Origin of the sequence: Sodalis sp. RH14 (assembly GCF_047324285.1) — a bacterium.
Classification (GTDB): domain Bacteria; phylum Pseudomonadota; class Gammaproteobacteria; order Enterobacterales; family Enterobacteriaceae; genus Acerihabitans.
In genome coordinates this window covers 5,355,967-5,379,938 of sequence record NZ_CP178739.1, presented here as the reverse complement: position 1 = coordinate 5,379,938, position 23,972 = coordinate 5,355,967, and the positions used below count along the sequence as shown (strand labels likewise).

Sequence of the window (23,972 nt, the reverse complement as noted above, 5' to 3'; positions counted from 1 at the left end):
TCGGGTGGACCCTATGTCCGTGCATGCCACTATCGAACCGCTGGAGTGGGAAAGTGATTTTTTCACCTTAACCAGCGGCAAACTCAATTTTGATCCCGCCGCCGCGCCGCTGACCCTTTCCGCCCTGGATGCGTTCCAGTTGGTACAGGCCAAGGTGGCGGCCGACAGCCTGGCGCTGGCGGATGCGCTGGCTGTGCTGGGCTTCCGGCTGGTAGAAGGCGAAATTGATTGCTGCCTGCGGGTGCCGAAACGGGACGGCGGCGGTGATGCCCAGGATGTCATTAACGGCGCGACCACCGGCGCGGCGCGAAACCGCGCCCAAAGCGGGCGCAGCGGCGCGCTGCGCATGGCCGGCCGCGACGACATGGCGGCCGTCGGCCTGCTGGCGTCGGCGGCGTTCAGGCTAAGCCGGTTTCGCGAACCCTGGTACCGCGGCGCGGACTGCCGTCGTTTCTATGCCGTTTGGGCACAAAATGCCATCCTGGGCGCTTTTGACGATCTCTGCCTGGTCAAGGGCCGGCCCGGGGCCGTCGAAGGCATGGTGACGCTCCGGCGACTCGGCACGGATGAGGCGCGTATCGGCCTGCTGGCGGTGGACCCGGCGCTTACCGGCCGGGGCATCGGCCGCATCCTATGCGCCGGCGCGCTGGCATGGTGCCGCCTGCAGGGGATATCGCGCCTGCGTGTCGCCACCCAGGCCGGCAATATCGCCGCGCTACGACTCTACATCGCATGCGGTGCCAACGTTGACAGCACCGCCTACTGGTTATACAGGTGACAACATGATCCCGTTTAATTCCCCACCGGTGGTGGGCACTGAAATCGACTTTATCCGCACGGCGATGGGCAGCGGCAAGCTGTGCGGCGACGGCGATTTTACCAAGCGTTGCCAGCGGTGGCTGGAGCAGCGTTTTGGCAGCCCCAAGGCACTCCTGACGCCTTCCTGCACCGCGTCGCTTGAGATGGCGGCCATATTGTTGAATATCCGGCCGGGCGATGAAGTGATCATGCCCAGCTATACCTTTGTCTCCACCGCCAACGCGTTTGTCCTGCGCGGCGCGACCATTGTGTTCGTCGATATCCGACCCGACACCATGAACATGGATGAAACGCTTATCGAGGCGGCCATCACCGCGAAAACCCGCGCTATCGTGCCGGTGCATTATGCCGGCATCGCCTGCGAAATGGACGCCATCATGGCGCTGGCGGCGAAATACCGCCTGGCGGTCATCGAGGATGCCGCCCAGGGCGTGATGTCCGCTTATCGCGGGAAACCGCTCGGTACCCTGGGACATATCGGCTGTTTCAGTTTCCATGAAACCAAAAACTACACCGCCGGCGGCGAGGGCGGCGCCACGCTCATCAACGACGCCACCCTGGTTGACCGGGCCGAGATCGTGCGTGAAAAAGGCACCAATCGCAGCCAGTTCTTTCGCGGCCAGGCGGATAAATACACCTGGCGCGATATCGGCTCCAGCTACCTGATGGCCGATTTGCAGGCCGCCTATCTCTGGGGGCAACTGGATGCCGCCGATATCATTAACCGCCGCCGCCTGGAACTGTGGAACCGCTATCGCGACGCGCTGCTCCCGCTGGCGGAACGGGGGCGTATCGAACTGCCGACGGTGCCGGAAGGCTGCCGGCAAAATGCCCATATGTTTTATATTAAGCTGCGGGATATCGCCGATCGCTCGGCGTTTATCGCGCATATGAAAACGGCGGATATCCTGACGGTATTCCATTATATTCCGCTGCACGACAGCCCGGCCGGGCTGCGATTCGGCCGTTTCAGCGGCGAGGATCGTTATACCACCCTGGAGAGCCAGCGCCTGGTGCGGCTGCCGTTGTTCTACAACTTAACCGACGAGCATCAATCCCAGGTCATCGGCGCGATTAACCGGTATTTCGCCTGATATGTCGCTGGCCCGCGCCTCGTTATGGACTGCCGGTTCGACGCTTGTCAAGATTGGCGTCGGCCTGCTGGTGGTCAAACTGCTGGCGGTGTCTTTCGGGCCGTCCGGCGTCGGCCAGGCGGGCAACTTCCGGCAACTGGTGACCGTGCTCGGCGTGCTGTCCGGCGCGGGTATTTTTAACGGCATCACCAAATATGTGGCGCAGTACCAGCACCAGCCGCAACAATTGCGCGCCGTGCTGGGCACCGGGTCGGCCATGGTGCTGGGGTTTTCCACGCTGCTGGCGGTGATTTTTTTAACGGCCGCCGAATCCATCAGCCGCGGGCTGTTCGGCCATGGCGACTATGCCGGCGTGGTGCGTGCGGTGGCCTTTATCCAGTTGGGTATCGCCTATGCCAACCTGATGCTGGCTATTCTGAAAGGTTTTCGCGACGCCGCCGGCAACGCCCTGGCCGTCAGCTGCGGCAGCGTGCTGGGCGCGGGCGCTTTTTTCCTCTGCTATAGGCTGGGCGGTTACCCCGGGGCGCTGGCCGGACTGGCGCTGGTGCCGGCCGTGACGCTGCTGCCCGCGGCCCTGGTGGTGGCCCGGCGGCGGCGGATTAGCCCGGGCGATTTGCGTCCGTCATGGGATAGGCAGCTTGCCGGCCAATTGGGCAAATTTACCCTGATGGCGCTGATGACATCGTTCACCCTGCCGCTGGCCTATATTCTGATGCGTAATCTCCTGGCCCAGCGCTATAGCTGGGAAGAGGTGGGTATCTGGCAGGGGGTCAGCAGTATCTCCGACGCTTATCTGCAGTTTATTACCGCCTCGTTTACCGTTTACCTGCTGCCGACCCTGTCGCGTTTAAGCGATAAGCGCGCCGTCGCCCGGGAAATCGGGCGGTCGCTGCTGTTTGTGATGCCCGCGGTGGCGGTGGTTAGCCTGGTCTTGTGGCTGTTAAGGGATGTGGCTATCCGCCTGCTGTTTTCCGCCGAGTTCGAGGCGATGCGCGACCTGTTCGCCTGGCAGCTGGTAGGCGACGTATTGAAAGTGGGCGCTTACGTATTCGGTTATCTGGTCATAGCCCGGGCCTCGCTGCGTTTTTACCTGCTGACGGAAATCAGCCAGTTCGCGTTGTTGACCGGTTTTTCGCACTGGCTGATTCCCCTGCATGGCGCGCTTGGCGCGACGCAGGCTTATATGGCAACCTATATAGTGTATTTTTTACTTTGTAGCGGCGTATTTCTTCTTTATTGCAGGGAAAAATGATCCCATTAACCCATGTGCTTGGCGCGGATATCCCGCATCATAACCTGACGGTGCTGCGTTTTTTCAACGATCGGCTGGCGGGCGATCTCCCCGAGGGACAACCCCATCATTTTATGGTGGCCGCCGCCGACAGCGCACCGTTCGCGCCCTTTACGCGGCTTATTATCGCTACCTACGCGGATAAACGGGCGCTGGCGCGGGCGGTGGTGCGTTTAGCCGCCGCCGAACCGGCGAGGCGTTTCTTCCTGCACGGGCAGTTCAACCCGCGGCTCTGGCTGGCCCTGCTGCTGGGGACCTTGCCCGCCGCCCGGGTCAGCTGGCATATCTGGGGCGCCGATCTCTATGAAGAATCCCAGAGCGTAAAACACCGTTTGTTTTATTTGTTGCGCCGCCGCGCCCAGGGGCGGGTCGGCCATGTGTTCGCCACTCTCGGCGATTTGTCGGTCTATCGCCCGCGCTATCCCCAGGTGCCGGCGGCGCCGCTGTATTTTCCCACCCGCATGGACCCGGCGCTGGGTTTTGACCGGCCGCCGCCGGTGGGTAAAACCCTCACTGTGCTGGTGGGAAACTCCGGCGATGCCGCCAATCGCCACCTGGAGGCGCTGGAAGCGATTCACCGCCAGTTCGGCGCCGACGTGCGGGTGATTGTGCCGCTGGGGTATCCGGCCAATAACGAGGCCTATATCGCCCGGGTGCGGGCGCAAGGGGAGAAACTGTTTCCGGCGGACCGGCTGGAGCTGCTGACGCGCCCGGTGGCGTTTGACGCTTACCTGACGCTGTTGCGCCAGTGCGATGTGGGGTATTTCCTGTTTAACCGCCAGCAGGGCATCGGCACGCTCTGCCTGCTGATCCAGTTCGGCGTGCCGTTTGTCCTGAGTCGGCGCAACCCGTTTTGGCAGGATTTGGCCGCGGAACAGGTGCCGGTGCTTTTTCACGGCGACAGGCTCGACCGATCGGTGGTGCGCGCGGCGCAACGGCAACTGGCCGGCGTGGATAAAAGCCGTATCGCCTTTTTTTATCCCAATTATCTGCAGGGATGGCGCCGGGCGCTGGCCGTCGCCGCGGGGACAAGCTCATGACCCTTGGCCAGTTCGGCGGATTGCTGGTGGTCTATGTGCTCTCGGTGCTGCTGGTGCTGACCCTGACCTATCGGGAATTTCGCCGGATACGCTTTAATTTCAACGTCTTTTTTTCACTGCTTTATTTATTGACCTTCTATCTGGGTTTTCCGCTGACCTGCATTCTCGCGTTTCGCTTTAATGTCCAGGTGGCGCCGGTGGAAAACCTGCTGGAAGCGCTGCTGGCCGCCACCGCTTTTTACGGGATTTATTATGTCAGTTATAAAACCCGCTGGTTTTCTTCTTCCCGGTCCGCCGCCGGGCCGGTATTGTCCCTGAACCGGGTGGAAACGCATTTGACCTGGATCCTGCTGGCGCTGACCGCCGTCGGCACGGTGGCGATATTCTTTATGCATAACGGGTTTTTATTATTCCGCCTGCAGTCCTACAGCCAGATATTTTCCCGCGATGTTACCGGGGTGGCGCTGAAGCGCTTTTTCTATTTTTTTATCCCGGCAATGTTAATTATTTATTTCCTTAACCCCACCCGGCGCAATTGGCTATTATTTTTGTGCAGCACCGTGGCCTTCGGTATTTTCACCTATATGGTGGTCGGCGGGACCCGGGCCAATATCATTATCGCCTTCGCCTTGTTTTTGTTTATCGGCATCCAGCGCAACTGGATAAGCCTGTGGATGCTGGGCGCGTCCGGTCTGGTGGCCGTGGCCGCCATGTTCTGGCTGGCGTTAAAGCGCTACGGCCTGAACGTCAGCGGCGACGAGGGGTTTTATACGTTTTTGTATCTGACGCGCGACACCTTCTCCCCCTGGGAAAATCTGGCGCTGTTACTGCAAAACTACCCTAAGATAGCCTTCCAGGGCCTGGCGCCTGTGATTCGCGACTTTTATGTCTTTATCCCTGGCTGGTTATGGCCGGACCGCCCCAGCCTGGTGCTCAATACCGCCAATTATTTTACCTGGGAGGTTTTGGACAATCATTCCGGCCTGGCGATTTCGCCCACGCTTATCGGTTCGCTGCTGGTCATGGGCGGCGTGGTGTTTATTCCCTTAGGCGCCATCCTGGTGGGGCTTATCCTGAAAGGATTCGATACCCTGTATGAACGGGGCAAGGCGGCGTCGGACCGTTATCGTTCGGCGGTGCTGCAGGCATTTTGTTTTGGCGCCGTGTTTAATATGATAGTACTGGCCCGCGAGGGATTGGATGCCTTTACGTCGCGGGTGGTGTTTTTCGCCCTGGTATTCGGCATGTGCCTGCTGCTGGCAAAATTACTCTTTTGGCTGCTTAACCGCGCGGGGCTGATCCGTCCCAGGCGCGCGCGTGGGGCGACAGAGGCATCATCGTAAGCGCGTCAGCCTTTGTAAGGATAATAAATGGAAATTCAGGACGGAATCGCCCTGTACCGTATTCGCGGTTTGGTTATCTGGGGTTTTCGCGATCAGCGGCAGTGCGTCGATTACCTGTTTGCCGGCGGACGGGTCAAGACCGGCACCCTGGTGGCCGTCAACGCGGAAAAGGTGCTGACCTCGGAGCGGGATGCCGCGCTTGCCCAACTGCTGGCGGAGGCGCAATACAAGTACGCCGACGGCATCAGCATCGTGCGGTCGATTCGCCGCAAATATCCCGCCGCCGAGGTGGCGCGCATCGCGGGCGCCGATCTGTGGGAGGGTATTATGGCGCGGGCGGGCAAGGAGGGCACGGCGGTTTTTCTTATCGGCGGCCGGCCGGATGTGCTCGGGCAGACGGCCGAGCGCCTGCGCGCGAAATGGAACGTTAACATCGTCGGGACGCAGGACGGCTTTTTTGCCCCGGCCGGGCAGGAATCGCTGTTCGCCCGGGTCCGGGCCAGCGGCGCCGCTATCGTTACCGTGGCGATGGGCTCGCCCAGGCAGGAAAAGTTGATGCGCGATTGCCGCGCCAGCTATCCCGACGCGCTCTATATGGGCGTGGGCGGCACCTACGATGTTTTTACCGGCCATGTAAAGCGCGCGCCCCTCCTCTGGCAAAGCATGGGCCTGGAGTGGCTATACCGCCTGTTCAGCCAGCCCAGCCGTTTCCGGCGCCAACTGAAACTGTTACGCTTTATCGGCTATTATATCAGCGGACGTTTGTAGGCGCGCGGCCCCCCGCCGGGGGGTAAGTACCCGAAAAGAAGGGCTCATGGCGTTTTGACGGCGGGGAAAACGACCTAAGCGGGCAGGAAATGAGCAAAGGGTCATTAAACCCGGCAAAAGTAGTAAAAAGCACTAGACAGTCAGGCCGCGATTCCGTACTATCCCCACCCGCAACGGCGCTAAGCGCCCGTAGCTCAGCTGGATAGAGCGCTGCCCTCCGGAGGCAGAGGTCTCAGGTTCGAATCCTGTCGGGCGCACCATATTTAGTGCGCAAGTGCCGTGTCAGCAGTATCTTCACGTTGCGGTAAGCAGTATCAGTAATGGTGATTGTAGCTCAGTTGGTAGAGCCCTGGATTGTGATTCCAGTTGTCGTGGGTTCGAGCCCCATCAGTCACCCCAACATTAGTGGCCATGCGAAGGTGGCGGAATTGGTAGACGCGCTAGCTTCAGGTGTTAGTGTCTTAACGGACGTGAGGGTTCAAGTCCCTCTCTTCGCACCACAACCTTTAAGTACCCTTTTTAAGATGTTGCAGTACGGCGAGTAGCGCAGCTTGGTAGCGCAACTGGTTTGGGACCAGTGGGTCGGAGGTTCGAATCCTCTCTCGCCGACCACATTCCCGATGGTGTTGCCCATGCGGTGGCGGGCAGGGCCAGAAAAAAGAAGAGCGGCAGGTCATCATGACCTGCCGTTTTTTGTTGTCTGTCATATACCCGCTGGTAAAATGAAAGCAAAAGGGGAACTAAAATTATGCACGCCGACATTTTTGCCGCCTCTGAGCTGCCGCCGCTTCCAGCCGATATTGTCTCCAAGCTCAACTTGATAGCGTCCTGGCTGGCGGTTGACGATTTTTCCGCCCGGCAGGACCATTTAAGCGCCGATGCCATCATCCTGGCGGGAAATGCAGTATTAGCCACCATTGACGGCGCGTGCGCACTGGCGCGGGCCCGCCATATTCCCCTGGTTATCTCCGGCGGCATCGGCCATTCCACCTCGTTTCTCATCGCGGCGGTGGCCCAACATCCCCGTTATCAGGCCATTGAAACCGCCGCCCGGCCTGAAGCCGCCATATTGCATGAGATTGCCTGCCGATTCTGGGAATTACCTGGAAAACAGGTCGTTATGGAAACCGCGTCGCGCAATTCCGGCGAAAATGCCGGCTTTACGCGCGCCCTGCTGGAAGAACGGGGATGTACGCCGCAAGATATTATTCTTATTCAGGATCCCTTGCTGCAGCGCCGGACCGACGCCACCTTTCGCCGCTGCTGGGTTGATTCTGCCCAAAGTCCGCATTTTATTAACTGGCCGACCTGTGTCCCGCAACTGGTGAGTGACATAAACGGGACCGGCTTTACCCATGATAGCGATGGCCTCTGGCCGGTAAACCGGTTTATATCCTTGTTACTGGGCGAAATTCCCCGTCTGCGGGATGATAAACAAGGCTATGGCCCGAAAGGGAAAGATTATATCTGCCATGTGGATATTCCGAACGAGATTGAAGACGCCTGGGAATATCTGATGCATAACCAGGGGATCCCGGGTGAATGGCGCGATCGTATTGAGATTCCAACGCTCAATGGATAAGCCACGACAATAGCCGCTATATTAAGGTCAAGGATTGCAGGAAATGCGCTTTTAGCGGCGCGGCCTCCACGCCCAGGCAGATTTTTTGCAATCCGCAGCCGGCAAAAGGATCAAAGCGCGTGGCGAGCGCGGTGGTACGGCGCAAGGTCTGGCCGCGCGACAGGCCTTCGGTCACTACCCTTACCGGCGAGGTCGACACCCTGAACCAGTCGGGATTGATCAAATAGGATAGGGTCAGGGTATCATGCAGCGCCATGCCCTCGAACCCCTCGCTTTGCAAGCTGTAGTCCAGGTAGCCGCGGGAAATGGCGGTCAATACCGGCTGCCCGGTTGCGCGAATTTCCTCTCCGGTAATTAATACTTCATGGGTAACGTCCAGCGGCAGCATCACCACCGGCAGGGCGGAGGAGAGAACCTGATCCGCAGCGTGGGGATCTTTCCAGATATTAAATTCGCAGTGGGGCGTCACGTTGCCGGCATGGCCGTGGGTGCCGAAGGCGCCGCCCATGATAACCACTTCCCTCACCAGGGGAACAATCTCCGGCGCCAGGTTGATGGCGGTGGCGATATTGGTCAGCGGCCCGATGGCCACCAGGGTAATTTCGCCGGGATTGGCCTTTACGCTGTCGATAATAAAGCGGATGCCATCTTGCGCCGAGGCGTCATAGGGATTGTCAAACGCGTCACCCAATCCGTCTTTGCCGTGTATCTTGCCGCTAACAGGCGTGGGGTCAAGAGCCAGCGGACGCGAACAGCCGCGATAAATGTCGGCGCGGATCGCCATTTTGGCGCAGAATAGCCGGGCATTTTTAACCGCCTGATCCCGGGTAACATTGCCAAATACCGCGCAGACACCCAGGATTTCCATATGGCGGGCGGCGTAGGCAAGCGCAAAAGCGTCATCCACGCCAATATCGGTATCGATAATAATTTTACGCATAAACGACTCCGTCCTATGAAAAGGTGTTTTACTGTGTCTCTTCCGCATCTTCGGGTAGCGAAGGGGCCTGGGCTACCGGCAGGGAGATGTAAAAACAGGCGCCGCCTTCCGGCCGGTTGCCGGCGCGAATCTGCCCTTCATGCATTTCTATAATCGCCTTGCAGATGGCCAGCCCCAGTCCAACGCCGGGCACGGCCGATTCCTTATTGCCGCGGGCGAATTTTTCAAAAATCTTTTGTTCCTGCCCCACCGGGATGCCCGGCCCGTTGTCCCACACCTCGATTTCCAGCCGATGACGTTGTTCATAGGCCCGGATGCCCAGTTGCGCGTTATCGCCGGCATACTTTAACGCATTCTCCAACAGGTTGGTGAACACCCGCTCCAAGAGCGCGCCGTCGGCTTTGATCAATACCAGATGGTCGGGCAACTCCAGCCTGACCTGACGCTGGGCCAGCAGCGGTTTCATGATTTTCAGCGTGCTGCCGATCACCTCCTCCAGCGCCACCCATTCGGCGCGCAGGTTAAGTCCTCCAGACTGGATGCGCGCCATATCCAGCATATTGTTGACCAGCCGGATGGTGCTCAGGGTTTGTTGCCGGATCTGGCTGGCCTGCGGCGCGTATTTCGACCCTTCCGCCGCCAGGTCAAGGGTCAAAATTTCCGACTGGCCGAACAGCACCGTCAGCGGGGTGCGCAGATCGTGGGATAGGGCCGACAATAGGGCATTGCGCAGCTCCTCGCGCTCGGCGGCCAGGCGCGCGTGTTCTTCGCTGCGGGTCAGCGCCATGCGTTCCAGCGCGCCGGCGATAAGTACCGTAAAAGTTTCCAGCATACGCTGCTGTTCGGGGATCAGCAGATGGCGCAGGTTGGCGGGTTCAATCACCAGCAGCCCGAGTGTTTTGCCGGTGGTTTTCAGCGGCAGTATCTGATAGGGCACGCCTGGCAGCGTATCGGTACCGGCGCCGGCCGGCTGCCCTTTATCAAAACTCCAGCGGGAAATGGCGGCGTCGGGCAGGGTCGTCAGGTTGCCGGCGGCGCCAATGGCCTTCAGCTCGCCATTTTCCTGCGCCAGCAGCAGCTCGCTGCGCGCCTGTAACGTACTGTCGATGACGCGCTGGCAGGTTTGGGCAATCTCGTCCATGCCGCGCGCGCCGCTCAGCGCCTTGGAAATTTCATAAAGATGGCGCACGCGCTGTTCCCGATAACGCGCCACGCGCGCCTGGTAACGTACCCCCGACGTCAGGTTGCCGATAATGATGCCGACGGTCAGCATCACGCCGAAGGTGAACAGGTATTGCACATCCGATACCGCCATGGTGCCGGTAGGCGCGATAAACACCATGTCGAAAATAACGATGTTCAGCACGGTCGCCACTACCGACGGCCAGCGGCCGTAGCGCAGGGCCACGATGACCACGCCGAGCAGATAGATCATCACCATATTGGTGGGATCTACGCCGGGCAGCAGCCAGTGGCCGCCGACGGTAATCAGGGCGCAGAGCGCCGCCGCCGCCAGGCAGCCGCGCAGCTGCACCCGCCATTTATCGGTAAAAGATCGGCTGTCCGCCAGCCTGCCGGGAGGATCGGCCGGCGGTTCATCCAGCGCCACGATGATCAGGTCCAGGTCGGGCCCAAGGCGGCCCAGCCGGTCGGCAAAGCTGTCCCTGCGCCAGGGTTTGGCCGGGCGGCGGCCGGTGATGATTTTTCCCAGGTTGTGCTCGCGGGCGTAGCGCAGCACCGCGTTGACCTCGCTGGGATCGGATAGGGTGGCCGTTTCCGCGCCCAATTCCTGGGCCAGCTGCAGGGTGCGCAGGATGCCGCGCCGGCGCGACTCGGCCAGGCGGTGCAGCGAGGGGGTTTCCACGTAGACGGCATGCCAGACGCTGCCGAGCTTGGCCGCCAGCCTGGCCGCCGTGCGCACCAGCTTTTCGCTGCCGGTGTTATTGCCGATGCACAGCAAGATGGCGTCGCGCGTATGCCACACCTTGTCCTCGCCGCCGCTGGCGTCGCGCCAGACCCGCATCTGGTCGTCCACCCGATCGGCGGTGCGGCGCAAGGCCAGTTCGCGCAGGGCGAATAGGTTGCCTTTGCGGAAAAAATTTTCTATGGCCCGTTCGGCGCGATCGCCGATATACACCTTGCCCTCTTTTAATCGCTGGCGCAGATCGTCGGGGGGCAGATCCACCAGCACCACTTCATCCGCCGAATCGAAAAACGGGTCCGGCACGGTTTCCCGTACCCGGATGCCGGTGACGCCGCTCACCACGTCGTTCAGGCTTTCCAGATGCTGGACATTGATGGTGGTCAGCACGTCGATGCCGGCATCCAGCAGCTCGTCGACATCCTGCCAGCGCTTGGGATGGCGCGAGCCGCGCGCGTTGGTATGCGCCAGCTCGTCCATCAGGATCACCGCCGGACGCCGGGCCAGCGCGGCGTCCAGATCAAACTCCTGATGCCGGTGCCGGCCGGTGGGGCGCCGGGGCAGCACGGTCAGCCCGTCCAGCAAGGCCTCGGTTTCAGCGCGGCCGTGCGTTTCCACCACCCCCACCAGCACATCGAGCCCCTGCGCCCGCAGGCGACGGGCTTCCGTAAGCATCGACCAGGTTTTTCCCACGCCGGCGCAGGCGCCGAAATAGATTTTCAGTTTGCCGCGTTGCTTATTGGCCGCCTGCAGCAATAACGCGTCCGGGTCGGGACGCTGGGGTTCATCGTCGCTCATGGCGGTCCTTAAGACTGGGGAAGTTTATCCAGCGCTACGTTAAGTTCCAGTACGTTTACCGTCGGTTCGCCGAGAAAAGCGAGCAACGGCCGCGACGTCTGTTGTTCAACCAATTGGCGCACCTGTTCCTGGGCCAGTCTACGCGCTGCCGCGACCCGAGGCACCTGCCAAAGGGCTGCCTGCGGCGAAATATGCGGATCCAGGCCGCTGCCCGATGCCGTCACCAGATCCACCGGGATGGGGCCGCCGGCCTGCGGGTTGGCCGCGCGCAGCGCCGCCACGCGTTGTTTTACCGCTTCGTCCAGCGCCGGATTGCTCGCGGCCAGATTGCTGCCCGACGAGGCCAGGGGGTTATTGGGCGTATCGCCGGTGGCCGACGGACGGCCCTGGAAATACTCGGGCCGGGTAAAATTCTGCCCGATAAGCGCGGAACCCCGCGTTTCGCCGCCGGCCTCCAGCAATGAGCCATTGGCCTGCGCGGGAAACCACCACTGCGCCAACTGGGTGGTCAATAAAGGATAAACAACGCCGGTGATAAGTGTCAGCAGCACCAGTAAAATCAAGGCGGGTCGTAATTGGCTCATGATGGTTCCTCTTAGCCCAGACCTAAAACGGTCAAAATCAAATCAATCAGCTTGATGCCGGCAAAAGGTATCAGCAGCCCGCCCATGCCGTAGATCCACAGGTTGCGGCGCAGCAGGGCGGCGGCGCCCATGGGACGGTAACTTACCCCATTCAGCGCCAGCGGGATCAGGAAGACGATCACCAGGGCGTTAAATATCACCGCCGACAAAATGGCGGAGCCGGGCGAGTGCAGATGCATTACGTTCAGCATATTCAATTGCGGGTAGGTCACCGCAAACGCGGCCGGGATGATGGCAAAATATTTGGCGACGTCGTTGGCGATACTGAACGTGGTCAGCGACCCGCGCGTCATCAGCATTTGCTTGCCGATATGCACCACTTCCAGCAGCTTGGTGGGGTTGGAGTCCAGGTCGACCATATTGCCCGCCTCTTTTGCCGCCTGGGTACCGGAATTCATCGCCACCGCCACATCCGCCTGCGCCAGCGCCGGCGCATCGTTGGTGCCGTCGCCGGTCATGGCCACCAGCCGTCCCTCGGCCTGGTATTGGCGAATCAAGGCCAGCTTGGCCTCGGGCGTCGCTTCGGAGAGGAAATCATCCACCCCGGCCTCGGCCGCGATGGCGGCGGCGGTCAGCGGATTATCGCCGGTCACCATCACGGTCTTGATGCCCATCTTGCGCAGTTCGGCAAAACGTTCTTTTATGCCGCCCTTAACAATGTCCTTCAGGGCCACAACTCCCAGAACGCGCGCATCTTCCGCCACCACCAGCGGCGTGCCGCCGCTGCGCGCCACCTCTTCCACCAGGCTGCTGACCCCGGCGGGAAAACGGCCGCCGTTGCTTTCGATATGGCGGCGAATGGAATCCACCGCCCCTTTACGGATCATGCGCTGCTGGATATTGACGCCGCTCATGCGCGTCTGGGCCGAGAACGGGATAAAGGTGGCGTCAAGGCTCTGTAAATTGCGTTCGCGCAGATTAAATTTCTGCTTGGCGAGCACCACGATACTGCGGCCTTCCGGCGTTTCATCGGCAAGCGACGCCAGCTGGGCCGCGTCCGCCAGCGCTTCTTCGCTGACGCCGGGGGCGGGCATAAAGCGGGTGGCCTGACGGTTGCCAAGCGTAATGGTGCCGGTTTTATCCAGCAGCAGGACATCGATATCGCCGGCCGCCTCCACCGCGCGCCCACTGGTGGCGATAACGTTGGCCGCCAGCATCCGGCTCATCCCGGCCACGCCGATGGCCGACAGCAGGCCGCCGATGGTGGTGGGGATCAGGCAGACCAGCAGGGCCACCAGCACCGTGATGCTCACCGGCGCGCCGCCCCAGGCCGAGAACGGATACAGCGTCGCCGTCGCCAGCAGGAACACAATGGTCAGCGCCACCAGCAGGATGGTCAGGGCGATTTCATTGGGGGTTTTACGCCGCTTGGCCCCCTCTACCATGGCAATCATGCGATCCAGGAAAGTTTCGCCGGGATTGGCGCTGCATGTTATCACCAGCCAGTCGGACAGAATGCGCGTCCCGCCGGTCACCGAGGCGAAGTCGCCGCCGGACTCGCGGATTACCGGCGCGGATTCACCGGTAATGGCGCTTTCATCCACGGACGCGCCCCCTTCAATCACTTCGCCGTCGCAGGGGATAATATCCCCGGCCTCGGCCAACACCACATCACCCTTGCGCAACGCGTCGGCGGCCACTTTGCTGGTGGCGGCGCCGTAACGCGGCTCGGCGAGCTTTTTCGCCCAGCTGGTTTTTTTCACGCCTTTCAGGCTTTCCGCCTGGGCCTTGCTGCGCCCTTCCGCCAGCGCCTCGGCAAAATTGGCGAACAACACGGTAAACCACAGCCAGAGCGAAACATGGGCGGTAAAACCGACATTCCCTGCGGTCAGTCCCGCCGCCATGCCTGCCGCCAGCAGCAGCGTCAGGATACTGCCCAGGTACACGACAAACATCACCGGATTGCGAAACTGCACGCGCGGATCCAGCTTTTTAAACGCATCCGCAAGAGCGACGCGCATCAGCGCTCCGTCAAACAGCGCTTTTTGATTACGACTCATGGCTTCAAACTCCCGCGATTAATGACCAAGCAGTTGCAAATGTTCCGCCACCGGGCCAAGCGCCAGCGCGGGGATAAAGTTAAGCGCGCCGACCAACAGCACCGAGCCGATGACCAGGGAAATAAACAGCGGGCCGTGGGTGGGCAACGTGCCGCTGCCGACCGGCTGCACCTTCTTGATCGCCAGCGAGCCGGCAATCGCCATCACCGGCACAATCACCGCGAAACGGCCCAGCAGCATGGCGACCGCCAGCAGCAGGTTCCAGAACGGGGTGTTGGCGCTCAGGCCGGCGAAGGCGCTGCCGTTGTTATTCGCGGCGGAGGACACGGCGTAGAGCACCTCGCTAAAGCCGTGCGCGCCGGGATTGAACATGCCGGCGCGCCCGGCTTCGGTCATCATGGCCAGCGCGGTGCCCAGCAGCGACAGGGCGGGGGTAATAAGGATGGCGATGGCGGTCATTTTCATTTCCCACACTTCGATCTTTTTACCCAGGTATTCCGGAGTACGGCCGATCATCAACCCGGCGATAAACACCGCCAGCAGCACAAACAGCAGCATGCCGTACAGGCCCGAGCCGACGCCGCCGAATATCACCTCGCCGATTTGCATCAGCCACATCGGCATCATGCCGCCGAGCGCGGTAAAGGAATCGTGCATGGCGTTAACCGCCCCGCAGGAGGCCGATGTCGTGATCACCGCGAACAGGCTGGAATTAAGGATGCCGAAACGGCTTTCCTTGCCTTCCATGTTGATGGCGCTGTCCGCCCCGAATTGCAGGAAGTGCGGGTTGCCGTTCAGCTCCGCCCACATCACCACCGCTACCGCGGCGATAAACATCAGCGACATGGCCCAGAGCAAGGCATGGCCCTGGCGATGGTCGCGCACGACATTGCCGAAGGCAAAGCACAGCGCCGCCGGAATGAGGAAGATGGCAATCATCTGGATAAAATTAGTGATGTAATTCGGGTTTTCAAACGGATGGGCGGAGTTAACGTTAAAGAAGCCGCCGCCGTTGGTGCCGAGCATTTTTATCGCTTCCTGCGACGCTACCGGCCCCATCGGCAACGTTTGCTTGGCGCCCTCAAGCGTCGTCAGGCTGAGATAATCACTGAAATTTTGCAGGGTGCCCTGGCTGATGCTGATCAGGGCGATCAGCAGCGCCAGCGGCAGCAGGATATAAAGCGTGATGCGCGCCATATCGCGCCAGGCGTTGCCGAGCGTGGCCACCGACCGGCTGGCAAACCCCCTGATCAGCGCAAACGCCACGGCGATGCCGGTGGCCGCCGACAGAAAGTTCTGCACGGTTAAACCCACCATCTGGCTAAAATAGCTCATGGTGCTTTCGCCGGCGTAGGACTGCCAGTTGGTATTAGTGACGAAGCTGATGGCGGTATTCAGCGCCAGATGCCAGGAGAGGGCCGGCAAATGCTGCGGGTTTAACGGCAGGCGATCCTGGAGCATTAACATCGCCAGCAATAGGATAATGCCGAGCACATTGAACAATAAAATGGCCAACAGGTAGCCGCGCCAGTTCATGTCCTGTTTATACACGCCGCACAATCGCCATAACCGGCGCTCGATGCCGGCGAAACCGGGCGCGGGCCGATCGTTAATGAATCTGCTCAGCCCTAGCCCCAAAGGGCGCGCCAGGATCAGCAGCACGGCCATGTAGCTGAAAATCAACAAAAACGCGCTGGAAGCCATCAGAATTCCTCCGCGTTAATCAGGGCATAAACCAAATAGCCCAACAGTAAAAACACCAGCACGATACCGGTTATCAAAGCCATACCCACAGTGCACCTCCAGAGGAAATTCTCAGGTGCTGCGAGTGTAAATTTTTGTCTGAAAAGTTAATGTAAAATTACTCCTGCCGGGTGTAAAAATTTTATAAAAATAGCGCAAATGCCGCGGCAGGCTTTGGAGATGGTTTAATTCCAGAAATGTATATAAAAAATTTATAGCCCGGCCCTTTATTTTTATACAGGTTTTATAGTTGCTTGGTTATATTGGCTTTATCAGGAACGCGTAAGGCAAGACGAATAACCAGCTCAATAGATATTTGCCTGGTTAACGATATTCGACAGCGCGTCTATAACGTATTGAGAATATGTCCGGCAGCGGTAAGAGGTCGACAAGAAAATGAAATATATCGTCGTTAATATACTGTTGTTTTTAGCCTGCCTGCTGGCATCCGGTCTGCTATGGGCGGTGTCGCCGGTGCCCGCGCCGGCGCAGAGGCCGGCGAGCGGCGATTTTTCGCCGCAACAACAGGCGGAGATTGAACATATCGTGGAAAACTATTTAGTCGCCCATCCGGACATCCTGGCGAAAATGAACCCGCCGCCGGTCAGCCCGGGTGGCTGCCGGCCAGTGCGTTGAGCCGGCATGGTGGCGATGTGGGGCGCCGTCTACCCGCGCCGGGCGGCGGAGGCCATCGCCCGGGGATTATACATTATTGCGGGTAGGGCACCCAGCCGCCGCCATTGAGGCGGATATACACTTTGCCCTGGTATTCCATCACCACCGCGTTTTCATTTTCCGCCACCTTGGGGGTGGTGGGCAGATTGGCGCCTAACGCCGGCCAGTCCAGGAGGGACGTGGTGAAGACCTTGCCGTCCACCGAACGGGCCACCAGTTCGGAAATGGCCAGATAGCTGCTGGGGGCGGTGATGTTCAGCGCCTGGGCCGGATGCGGCGCGCGCGTGCCGAAGAATTTTACGCCGACCGGAATATGGGTAATGGCGGGGCTGGGAATATCGCGCAGGCCGGAGATCTGCATTTTATCGCCAACAAGCCCGGCGCCGTGTTCCGGCACCACGATCAGCATCACCCGGCGGCCGGATTTATCCAACTGGTCCATAAAGGCGTTGAGCTGGGAAAGCAGGGTTTGCGCGCGTGTACGGTAATCGGCGCCTTTGGCTGCGCCGACAAAACGATTGCCGTCGTGCAACGCGATCAGGTTAAAAAATGTCGCGCTGCGCCCGGTGGCCGCCCGGGACTGGTTTGCCAGCCAGCGGGCCATCAGTTGCCCATCGTCAAAAATAGGCTCGCCGTCGAAGGAGGCCAGTTCATGACCCAGGCCCGCCTGCGACATGATAGGCGCCTGCATATCAGCGTCCTGGCGCAGGTTGCCGATGTAATTACCGAAGACGCCGCTATGATCCATCGCCAGCTGTTCGCCAAAGCCCAGTTTCGCCAGGTTGTCGAACAGATAGCATTGCCGGGCGGCGGGTTGGTACAAATCATGATGGGACGTTTGACCACAGCTGGCGCGCAGCAGACGAATTGACGCCGGGCCGCTGTAGGCGGTGGCGGAGTTGAAGTCGGTGAACAGCAGGTCAAATCGCGACCACAGCGGGGACGCGGACAGCTGGGCGGCATCCAGATCCGACCAGGCCAGGGAACAGATATTGATCACCAGTAAATCAAACGGCTGGGCATCGGGGGGCAGCGTCTGCGGGAACGGCGTTTGCCTGGCCTGCTCGCGCTGATAAAATTGCTGCAGGTAAGCATCGAGATTGGCGTTGGTCGGTGGACCGCTGACCGTATTGGGCAGGTTTTGCGCCGGCGCCGTTTCCTGCGCGCGCTGGGCGACGGGCGCAGGCGTGGCGGCCGCGGGCGGCGCCTGGGTCAGCCCCGGGGGCAACAGCAGGCTCAGGTTGAGCCACAGCAGGCCCGCCACCGTGAAGGTGGTAATGCGCAGCCATTGCGCCACAAACAGATACCCTACCAATAGCACGAAGGCGACGCCAATCCATCGCCAGTTGATAAACCGATCGGTCAATTCCAGCAAATAGTCGATGCTAAAGCCGCTGACATCCGCGCCCTGATGGAGAATGGAACGCCAGCCCGGCAGCCAGGTATCATGGTAAAACAAGGCCAGGCCAAACGGCAGCGCCAGCCATTGGCGCCAGCGGTGCAGACGCGCCGTGGGCAGGGGAAACAGCAGACAGGAGGCGAAAAACAGGTTGGCCAGCGCGTCGACATGCAAATAGCCCAGCCAGAGCAGGATAAATTTCAGTAAAAAATAATAATTCCAGCCACCCAGTCCGCGCCAGGTCCGCCCGATCTGAAAAACGGAGGTGTTAACGCGCGGGTTATTCATCATGTGCCGGCTTATCCGCCGTTGACCGGTGGTTTATTTTCATCGCCAGGTGGGTTTTGACATGGCTTGCCCTGATCGGACGCAGATAGCGGGGGGATAAAAACCATGCATTAAAGCGATTACGCCACAGCGGCAAATATTTATGCGCGATAAACCCGAGCGGGATAAATATCACCGCCGCCAAGCAGAACATTTGCAGGATATCGACGATGTTCATTGTCCGTAACCTTTATTATTGCGCGGGGGTGAAAACGAAGGCGGTAATGGCTTACCGTCCAGTTGCACGATGAGGGGTACGGGTAGCCGGCGTCTTTTACCCGGCGGCGCATCCCGGGTCGGCTCGGCGGCGGCTGGCGGCGGCTCAGGCGGCACGGCCAGCCCCGACAGGCGGCGAACCTCCGCCTGGATGGCATTATCCTGATACCACAGGGTGCGGTTTTGGAACATGTCGGCGGCAGGCAGGCTGAACAAGAAATTAAGCACGCTATCCACATCGCTGGTCTGGCAGTTGGATAAAAACAAATACAGATGGCTGTCGGTGAGGGTAAGCACGTCGCCGTCGCGGCGCAGATGGCACAACGACATGGCCTGCTGCGGGCTGATGCCGCCGACCGGGCGCAGGGCAAGCAGTACGCCGCGGGTTTCTACCGCAAGGGTAGGCTGTCCCAGGATGGATTGCATCACCTCGCAAAATACCGGCAGCGGCAAAAAACCTTTGTGGCGGTCAGGCAGCCGCCCTTGCAGCAATAATTCAATATTTTCCGGTACATAGCGATTAAACGTGCCTTGCTGGATGTCGTCCAGCAGCGTCAGGAAGCTGGATAGCCTCGCCGCGTGCGGCACGATTAAATTAGCGCCGCAGGCCTGTAATAAGCGTTGATCGATATAGCGCAGGGCGGGGTACATTTCCCTGACGACAATTTTGAGCGCGTTGCCGCGCCGGATACGCAGGAGATGAATTTGCCGGGCCAGCGTTTCAATCTGGTCGTTGGCGCTGAGGGCGAAAATCAGCGTGGCGGCGCGTGCGCGCAGGCCACGGTCCACCAGGTGCTGATTGTCGGCAAAAATAAACCACTTATCCGATAAGGGCGGCGCGCCTTCCAAAATACTGTTTTCCGCAAGATACATCCATTGATCGTCACTGTGGTTATTAATATGTTGCGCGGATGCCGGAGAGGCCGCTATTTCCCAGCCGGGACTGCGCGGCTGTAAAGCGTACGCGGTATTTGCTTCCACGCCGAATTGATTGTGCCACCAGGACATTACATATTGCGGTGGGTAATGGGCTGAATTTAGCATAGCCAATCCATATAATACGCGGTTTTGGACATATAAACGCGGAATGAGGGCATGAATTCCCTTGCCATAACAGAGAATGAGCATAGCGCAATTCTGGCGCGCGCATTGGCTGGCAATTTCAAGCAGCCACTGGTTAAAATCATTTGGCGCCAGATCATTCCCTGCCGCGGCGGTCAACATAAATATCAACAGTTGATTTTTGATCTGCGGCAGGCGACTGATATCAACCGGCAAGCCGGTTAACGCTTTTTTCCCTGCCGCCTGATGATAATAATGGGTTTTATCCTCGGCTGATAATAAACGGACGATCAGGGCATGTTCAGGCGGCAATGTCGAGGTGCAGGGGAGGGATGTGGGGTTATCTTTCTGATATATAACTGAAATTATTACATCTGGCCGCTGTGCGTCCACCACTTGCCCGCACAGCTCATAGGCGGCCGGCTCGGTATCGGTATTGACCCAGTACAGCCCCCGGGGCTGCATTAAAGACGTATCATCCCAACAATTTTTTATGCCAAAAGGAAAAGACAGTGCCATTTTTATCTGCTTGCAGTAGGTGTAAAAGCAACGGGATTGAAAGTCTTTAAAGTGTGCTTGGGCCGGCATCGAATACTGGAGTATAATAAATATTACCATTCTGGAATGAAATGACCAGTTAATTAGCTACATCAGAACCCTATTTTGCGCTGATTTAATTTTTGCTGGATTAATGCCAAACCCAGGTAATGGCATCGTATAAAGGAAAATAAAACTGGATAGCATAGACCCTGGCGCGGCAGCGCATGATGAGAGTGATGATTTTGCTGTGTTAAGTCACCTCTTTTCCCTGCCGGAATTAAATTATGTCGATATAACCCGGGCGGAAAAAATTCCGCTGATGATGTCGCGCTGGCCGCTATTGGCCGAATTGGCCGGCGTGGCGTATGACGCATCCCAGGCGGAAGCTTCATGAAGCCTGCCGTGGCCATGGTTTACCGTTCTTGCGGAGTCATATCATGCCGGTCATAGCCCTGCGGGGTATCCGGGGCGCGACGGGCACGACATCGGTGGCCGCCGGCCTGAGCTGGGCGCTGGCCCAATTGGGCGAGAACGTATTGGCAATTGATTTTTCACCGGATAACCTGTTGCGCCTGCATTTCGCCATGCCTTTTTCCGCCCCGCGCGGTTGGGCCAGCGCCGTGCAGGCCGGCGCCGGCTGGCAGCATGGCGCCATGCGCTATAGCCAACTGCTCGATTTTCTGCCCTTCGGCCGGCTGGCCGACGGGACGCAGGCGTTGGACTCATTGACCGACTGGCGGGAGAACATTGCCCAATTGAAATCCCTGTCGGCCTATCATTGGATCGTGCTGGACGTCCCCGCCGGCGAGTCTGCCCTGGCGACCCAGGCGGTATCCCTGGCCGACGGCGTGTTTACCCTCCTGCAGGCCGACGCCCAGTGCCATGTGCGCCTGCATCAGCAATCCTTGCCCCGGCATGCTCATTATGTGGTTAACCAATTTGTTCCCGCCAGCGCCCTGCAGCAGGACCTGCTGCTGCTCTGGCAGCAAAGCCTGCCGAACTTGCTGCCGGTGGTATTGCATCGCGACGAGGCGATGGCGGAGTCCCTGGCGGCGCTGCAACCGGTGGGCGCATTTATGCCGCACAGCAAAATCAGCCAGGAGCTGACTACTCTGGCCAATTGGTGCCTGATCCATTTGCGCAACGGTGAACAATGAATTCCCGGCGGCCCGGCGTCCTGTCGGTGTTCTTGCCGCCGCCGGTGCATTCGGCGCTGCGTGACCGCTACCGTGGCTACCGCCGGGCGGGCGCTTCCCGGCCGGCCGCGGCGCTGATGATGGTTTGCGTGATTGCCGGCTGGCTGTTGCTGCGGTTCGAAACGCCGGCCTGGCAACGCATCCGTCGCCAGCGCGGGCGCTGGTATCCCCATGTTTCCGCCGCGCGTCCCCGCCCGCTCGATCTGGTCCGCTATGTGCTGCAAACGCTGTGGCTATTGCTGATTATGCCCGCCGGGGGCGTGCGCCAGCGGGCGCTTTATGGCGATATTTCCCGGCGCTGGCGGGCGCGTTTGCGCCGCCGGCTGCGTACTGTGGCCGGGCGCCGGGCGCCTGCCGCGCGGATTGCCGCCGCGCCGGTTGCAAGCGCGCGTCTGCGCCGCCTGTTAAGCCGCGCGTTAATGATCCTGGCCGGGCTTGTCGCGGCGGTGCTGGCCGGTTTTTGCATTTCCCAGCCCTTCGGCTATCTGGCGCAGTTTGTGTTTGTGATGCTGTTGTGGGGCATCGCGATGATCGTGCGCGATATGGCGGGGCGCTTCCCGGCCCTGATGCTGATTGTTTTGTCGTTAACCGTGTCATGCCGGTATCTGTGGTGGCGCTATACCGCCACGCTGAACTGGAGCGATCCGGTGAGCCTGGTATGGGGGTTGCTGTTGCTTGGCGCGGAGACGTATTCCTGGACGGTGCTGGTGCTGGGCTATTTCCAGACCCTGTGGCCGCTTAATCGCCAGCCGACGCCTATGCCGGCGGATATCGCCAGCTGGCCGACCATTGATGTGCTGATCCCCACCTATAACGAAGCCCTCAGCGTGGTGAAACCCACGCTGTATTCGGCTCTCGGCATCGACTGGCCGAAAGAGAAAATTACTCTGTATCTGCTTGATGACGGTAACCGTGCGGAATTCGCCGAGTTTGCCCGGGAAATCGGCGTGGAGTATATCGCCCGGCCTCGTCATGAACACGCCAAGGCGGGCAATATCAACTACGCGCTCCAACAGGCCAAAGGCGAACTGGTGGCTATTTTTGACTGCGATCATGTGCCGACGCGCTCGTTCCTGCAACTGACCGTCGGCTGGTTTTTCAAGGACGCGCGCCTGGGCATGCTGCAAACGCCCCATCACTTTTTTTCGCCGGACCCTTTTGAGCGCAACCTGGGTCGTGTACGCCGCACGCCGCACGAGGGAAAGCTGTTTTACGGACTGGTACAGGACGGCAACGACCTGTGGGACGCCAGTTTCTTCTGCGGCTCCTGCGCGGTATTGCGCCGCTCGGCGCTGGATGAGATCGGCGGTATTGCGGTGGAAACCGTCACCGAGGACGCCCATACGTCGCTGCGGATGCACCGGCATGGCTACAGTTCAGCCTACATCCGTATTCCGCAGGCCGCCGGCCTGGCAACCGAAAGCCTGTCGGCGCATATCAGCCAGCGCATTCGCTGGGCGCGGGGCATGGTGCAGATTTTCCGCATCGATAACCCGCTGCTCGGCAAAGGGCTGAAACTGGCGCAGCGTTTATGTTACGCCAACGCCATGCTGCATTTCCTGGCGGGCATCCCACGGCTGATATTCCTGACCGCGCCGCTGGCGTTTCTGCTGCTGCATGCCTATATCATCTACGCGCCGGCCGTCGCCATCGCCCTGTATGTTTTGCCCCATATGGTCCATGCCAGCCTGACGACCTCCCGGGTGCAGGGCAAGTATCGCCACTCGTTCTGGAGCGAGATCTACGAAACGGTGCTGGCCTGGTATATCGCGCGGCCGACCACCATGGCGCTGCTCAATCCCTACGCCGGCACGTTTAACGTCACCGCCAAGGGCCGCCTGAACGATCAATCCTATATCGACTGGACAATCACCCGTCCCTATCTGGTGCTGATGCTGCTGAACGTCGCCGGGCTGGCGGCCGGCGCCTGGCGCCTGACCTATAGCCGCGGCGACGAACTGCTGACCGTGGTGATAAGCCTTGCCTGGGTGCTGTACAACCTGATTATTCTTGGCGGCGCCATTGCCGTGGCCTTCGAGGCTAAACAGATTCGCGCGGCGCACCGGGTGGATACCGTGCTGCCGGCGGCGATCGCCACCCGTGACGGCCATGTGCACGGCTGCGTCATGCACAATTTTTCGGACAGCGGCGCGGGGCTTGAGATGCACACCTGCGATGTATTGCAGCCCGGTCAGGATATCACCCTGCTGCTCAGCCGCGGACGGCAGGAGTATGCCTTTCCCTGCCGCGTTAGCCGCGCGGGCGGCCGCCAGGCCGGCATCCAGCTGGCACCCCTGACGCTTCAGCAGCATGTGGATTTTATCCAGTGTACCTTTGCCCGCGCCGACAGCTGGGTGGTGCGCGGCGATAGCTTTCCGGAGGACAAGCCGCTGGAAAGCCTGGGCGAAGTGCTGGCCCTCGGCGCGCGCGGCTATCTGCGCATGCTGGATATCGCGCCGCCGGCGCTGCGTCCGCTAATCGTCCTTATTTTTAACGCCGGTGGCTGGATCGCTTCTTTCCTGCCACGCAATCCCACGCGGCCCGTCCGCAGCGATGAAACCCCTCAATGATGAC

At 60.0% G+C, this 23,972-nt stretch carries 20 protein-coding genes and 4 tRNA genes; 15 read left to right on the top strand and 9 right to left on the bottom strand.

The window, feature by feature from the left end:
* The first annotated feature begins 13 nt into the window (after positions 1 to 13).
* The 11 genes from rffC to ACL2XQ_RS24525 all read left to right on the top strand — a co-directional run bounded on the left by rffC (position 14) and on the right by ACL2XQ_RS24525 (position 7,937).
* Complete coding sequence (gene rffC, locus ACL2XQ_RS24575) at positions 14 to 778, top strand: dTDP-4-amino-4,6-dideoxy-D-galactose acyltransferase (RefSeq protein WP_413739794.1); 765 nt, start codon at positions 14 to 16, stop codon at positions 776 to 778.
* 4 nt (positions 779 to 782) lie between these two features.
* A complete protein-coding gene (rffA, locus tag ACL2XQ_RS24570) occupies positions 783 to 1,913 on the top strand; it encodes a dTDP-4-amino-4,6-dideoxygalactose transaminase (protein ID WP_410013138.1) in 1,131 nt (376 codons plus the stop codon).
* Position 1,914: 1 nt separating this feature from the next.
* Complete coding sequence (wzxE, locus tag ACL2XQ_RS24565) at positions 1,915 to 3,165, top strand: lipid III flippase WzxE (protein ID WP_413731689.1); 1,251 nt, start codon at positions 1,915 to 1,917, stop codon at positions 3,163 to 3,165.
* Positions 3,162 to 4,244 carry a TDP-N-acetylfucosamine:lipid II N-acetylfucosaminyltransferase gene (locus ACL2XQ_RS24560; RefSeq protein ID WP_413731691.1) on the top strand — a complete coding sequence of 361 codons (1,083 nt, stop codon included), beginning with the start codon at positions 3,162 to 3,164 and terminating at the stop codon, positions 4,242 to 4,244. Before wzxE ends, ACL2XQ_RS24560 begins: the two co-directional genes overlap by 4 nt.
* Positions 4,241 to 5,587, top strand: coding sequence for an ECA oligosaccharide polymerase (gene wzyE / locus ACL2XQ_RS24555; protein ID WP_413721619.1), 1,347 nt, complete (start codon positions 4,241 to 4,243; stop codon positions 5,585 to 5,587). The genes ACL2XQ_RS24560 and wzyE overlap by 4 nt, the downstream gene beginning before the upstream one ends.
* Positions 5,588 to 5,614: 27 nt before the next feature.
* On the top strand, positions 5,615 to 6,355 hold the full coding sequence (gene wecG, locus ACL2XQ_RS24550) for a lipopolysaccharide N-acetylmannosaminouronosyltransferase (RefSeq protein WP_413739793.1): 741 nt from the start codon (positions 5,615 to 5,617) through the stop codon (positions 6,353 to 6,355).
* Between the two features lie 183 nt (positions 6,356 to 6,538).
* Positions 6,539 to 6,615 (top strand) — tRNA-Arg (locus tag ACL2XQ_RS24545).
* Between the two features lie 63 nt (positions 6,616 to 6,678).
* Positions 6,679 to 6,754: transfer RNA gene (locus ACL2XQ_RS24540), tRNA-His, on the top strand.
* Between the two features lie 14 nt (positions 6,755 to 6,768).
* Positions 6,769 to 6,855, top strand: a tRNA-Leu gene (locus tag ACL2XQ_RS24535).
* 35 nt (positions 6,856 to 6,890) lie between these two features.
* A tRNA-Pro gene (locus tag ACL2XQ_RS24530) sits at positions 6,891 to 6,967 on the top strand.
* Between the two features lie 136 nt (positions 6,968 to 7,103).
* On the top strand, positions 7,104 to 7,937 hold the full coding sequence (locus tag ACL2XQ_RS24525) for a YdcF family protein (RefSeq protein WP_413739792.1): 834 nt from the start codon (positions 7,104 to 7,106) through the stop codon (positions 7,935 to 7,937).
* 16 nt (positions 7,938 to 7,953) lie between these two features.
* Here the strand turns inward: ACL2XQ_RS24525 and ACL2XQ_RS24520 are convergent, their stop codons facing one another.
* From ACL2XQ_RS24520 to kdpF, 6 genes are read right to left on the bottom strand one after another with little or no spacing between them, the layout of a single operon-like run.
* A complete protein-coding gene (locus ACL2XQ_RS24520; protein ID WP_410013144.1) occupies positions 7,954 to 8,877 on the bottom strand; it encodes a nucleoside hydrolase in 924 nt (307 codons plus the stop codon).
* Between the two features lie 28 nt (positions 8,878 to 8,905).
* Positions 8,906 to 11,596, bottom strand: coding sequence for a two-component system sensor histidine kinase KdpD (kdpD, locus tag ACL2XQ_RS24515; protein ID WP_410013145.1), 2,691 nt, complete (start codon positions 11,594 to 11,596; stop codon positions 8,906 to 8,908).
* An 8-nt stretch (positions 11,597 to 11,604) separates the two neighbouring features.
* Positions 11,605 to 12,180 carry a potassium-transporting ATPase subunit KdpC gene (kdpC, locus tag ACL2XQ_RS24510; protein WP_413721615.1) on the bottom strand — a complete coding sequence of 192 codons (576 nt, stop codon included), beginning with the start codon at positions 12,178 to 12,180 and terminating at the stop codon, positions 11,605 to 11,607.
* An 11-nt stretch (positions 12,181 to 12,191) separates the two neighbouring features.
* Positions 12,192 to 14,240: a potassium-transporting ATPase subunit KdpB gene (gene kdpB / locus ACL2XQ_RS24505; RefSeq protein ID WP_410013147.1), complete on the bottom strand. Its 2,049-nt coding sequence runs from the start codon at positions 14,238 to 14,240 to the stop codon at positions 12,192 to 12,194.
* An 18-nt stretch (positions 14,241 to 14,258) separates the two neighbouring features.
* Positions 14,259 to 15,944, bottom strand: coding sequence for a potassium-transporting ATPase subunit KdpA (gene kdpA, locus ACL2XQ_RS24500; RefSeq protein ID WP_413721614.1), 1,686 nt, complete (start codon positions 15,942 to 15,944; stop codon positions 14,259 to 14,261).
* Positions 15,944 to 16,027, bottom strand: coding sequence for a K(+)-transporting ATPase subunit F (gene kdpF / locus ACL2XQ_RS24495; RefSeq protein ID WP_410016701.1), 84 nt, complete (start codon positions 16,025 to 16,027; stop codon positions 15,944 to 15,946). The genes kdpA and kdpF overlap by 1 nt, the downstream gene beginning before the upstream one ends.
* A 352-nt stretch (positions 16,028 to 16,379) precedes the next feature.
* Between kdpF and ACL2XQ_RS24490 the strand changes: the two genes are divergently transcribed.
* Entirely contained in the window at positions 16,380 to 16,619 is a 240-nt protein-coding gene (locus tag ACL2XQ_RS24490; RefSeq protein ID WP_410013149.1) for a hypothetical protein, read from the top strand.
* A gap of 73 nt (positions 16,620 to 16,692) precedes the next feature.
* Here ACL2XQ_RS24490 and bcsG read toward each other — a convergent pair whose 3' ends face one another.
* From bcsG to bcsE, 3 genes are read right to left on the bottom strand one after another with little or no spacing between them, the layout of a single operon-like run.
* Positions 16,693 to 18,345, bottom strand: a complete 1,653-nt coding sequence (gene bcsG / locus ACL2XQ_RS24485; protein ID WP_413740547.1) for a cellulose biosynthesis protein BcsG — start codon at positions 18,343 to 18,345, stop codon at positions 16,693 to 16,695.
* Positions 18,338 to 18,562, bottom strand: coding sequence for a cellulose biosynthesis protein BcsF (bcsF, locus tag ACL2XQ_RS24480; RefSeq protein ID WP_413721613.1), 225 nt, complete (start codon positions 18,560 to 18,562; stop codon positions 18,338 to 18,340). Before bcsF ends, bcsG begins: the two co-directional genes overlap by 8 nt.
* Entirely contained in the window at positions 18,559 to 20,127 is a 1,569-nt protein-coding gene (bcsE, locus tag ACL2XQ_RS24475; protein ID WP_413721612.1) for a cellulose biosynthesis protein BcsE, read from the bottom strand. Before bcsE ends, bcsF begins: the two co-directional genes overlap by 4 nt.
* A gap of 262 nt (positions 20,128 to 20,389) precedes the next feature.
* Here bcsE and bcsR point away from each other — a divergent pair, with 262 nt between their 5' ends.
* Genes bcsR through bcsA form a run of 3 tightly spaced genes read left to right on the top strand, consistent with a single transcriptional unit; the run spans position 20,390 to position 23,968 of the window.
* Entirely contained in the window at positions 20,390 to 20,596 is a 207-nt protein-coding gene (bcsR, locus tag ACL2XQ_RS24470; RefSeq protein ID WP_410016703.1) for a cellulose biosynthesis protein BcsR, read from the top strand.
* A gap of 43 nt (positions 20,597 to 20,639) precedes the next feature.
* Complete coding sequence (gene bcsQ, locus ACL2XQ_RS24465) at positions 20,640 to 21,359, top strand: cellulose biosynthesis protein BcsQ (RefSeq protein ID WP_410013152.1); 720 nt, start codon at positions 20,640 to 20,642, stop codon at positions 21,357 to 21,359.
* On the top strand, positions 21,356 to 23,968 hold the full coding sequence (gene bcsA / locus ACL2XQ_RS24460; RefSeq protein WP_413739791.1) for a UDP-forming cellulose synthase catalytic subunit: 2,613 nt from the start codon (positions 21,356 to 21,358) through the stop codon (positions 23,966 to 23,968). Before bcsQ ends, bcsA begins: the two co-directional genes overlap by 4 nt.
* Positions 23,969 to 23,972: the final 4 nt, after the last annotated feature.

What these genes read in the sequence shown, in the direction of transcription:
- bcsF (WP_413721613.1), bottom strand. Translation starts at nt 18,562, where the DNA reads ATGAACATCGTCGATATCCTGCAAATGTTCTGCTTGGCGGCGGTGATA.
- bcsA (WP_413739791.1), top strand. Translation starts at nt 21,356, where the DNA reads ATGAATTCCCGGCGGCCCGGCGTCCTGTCGGTGTTCTTGCCGCCGCCG.
- wzxE (WP_413731689.1), top strand. Translation starts at nt 1,915, where the DNA reads ATGTCGCTGGCCCGCGCCTCGTTATGGACTGCCGGTTCGACGCTTGTC.
- kdpA (WP_413721614.1), bottom strand. Translation starts at nt 15,944, where the DNA reads ATGGCTTCCAGCGCGTTTTTGTTGATTTTCAGCTACATGGCCGTGCTG.
- rffA (WP_410013138.1), top strand. Translation starts at nt 783, where the DNA reads ATGATCCCGTTTAATTCCCCACCGGTGGTGGGCACTGAAATCGACTTT.
- bcsG (WP_413740547.1), bottom strand. Translation starts at nt 18,345, where the DNA reads ATGAATAACCCGCGCGTTAACACCTCCGTTTTTCAGATCGGGCGGACC.
- kdpC (WP_413721615.1), bottom strand. Translation starts at nt 12,180, where the DNA reads ATGAGCCAATTACGACCCGCCTTGATTTTACTGGTGCTGCTGACACTT.
- ACL2XQ_RS24525 (WP_413739792.1), top strand. Translation starts at nt 7,104, where the DNA reads ATGCACGCCGACATTTTTGCCGCCTCTGAGCTGCCGCCGCTTCCAGCC.
- ACL2XQ_RS24560 (WP_413731691.1), top strand. Translation starts at nt 3,162, where the DNA reads ATGATCCCATTAACCCATGTGCTTGGCGCGGATATCCCGCATCATAAC.
- kdpD (WP_410013145.1), bottom strand. Translation starts at nt 11,596, where the DNA reads ATGAGCGACGATGAACCCCAGCGTCCCGACCCGGACGCGTTATTGCTG.
- bcsE (WP_413721612.1), bottom strand. Translation starts at nt 20,127, where the DNA reads ATGCAGCCCCGGGGGCTGTACTGGGTCAATACCGATACCGAGCCGGCC.
- ACL2XQ_RS24490 (WP_410013149.1), top strand. Translation starts at nt 16,380, where the DNA reads ATGAAATATATCGTCGTTAATATACTGTTGTTTTTAGCCTGCCTGCTG.
- wzyE (WP_413721619.1), top strand. Translation starts at nt 4,241, where the DNA reads ATGACCCTTGGCCAGTTCGGCGGATTGCTGGTGGTCTATGTGCTCTCG.
- kdpF (WP_410016701.1), bottom strand. Translation starts at nt 16,027, where the DNA reads ATGGCTTTGATAACCGGTATCGTGCTGGTGTTTTTACTGTTGGGCTAT.
- wecG (WP_413739793.1), top strand. Translation starts at nt 5,615, where the DNA reads ATGGAAATTCAGGACGGAATCGCCCTGTACCGTATTCGCGGTTTGGTT.
- bcsQ (WP_410013152.1), top strand. Translation starts at nt 20,640, where the DNA reads ATGCCGGTCATAGCCCTGCGGGGTATCCGGGGCGCGACGGGCACGACA.
- ACL2XQ_RS24520 (WP_410013144.1), bottom strand. Translation starts at nt 8,877, where the DNA reads ATGCGTAAAATTATTATCGATACCGATATTGGCGTGGATGACGCTTTT.
- kdpB (WP_410013147.1), bottom strand. Translation starts at nt 14,240, where the DNA reads ATGAGTCGTAATCAAAAAGCGCTGTTTGACGGAGCGCTGATGCGCGTC.
- rffC (WP_413739794.1), top strand. Translation starts at nt 14, where the DNA reads ATGTCCGTGCATGCCACTATCGAACCGCTGGAGTGGGAAAGTGATTTT.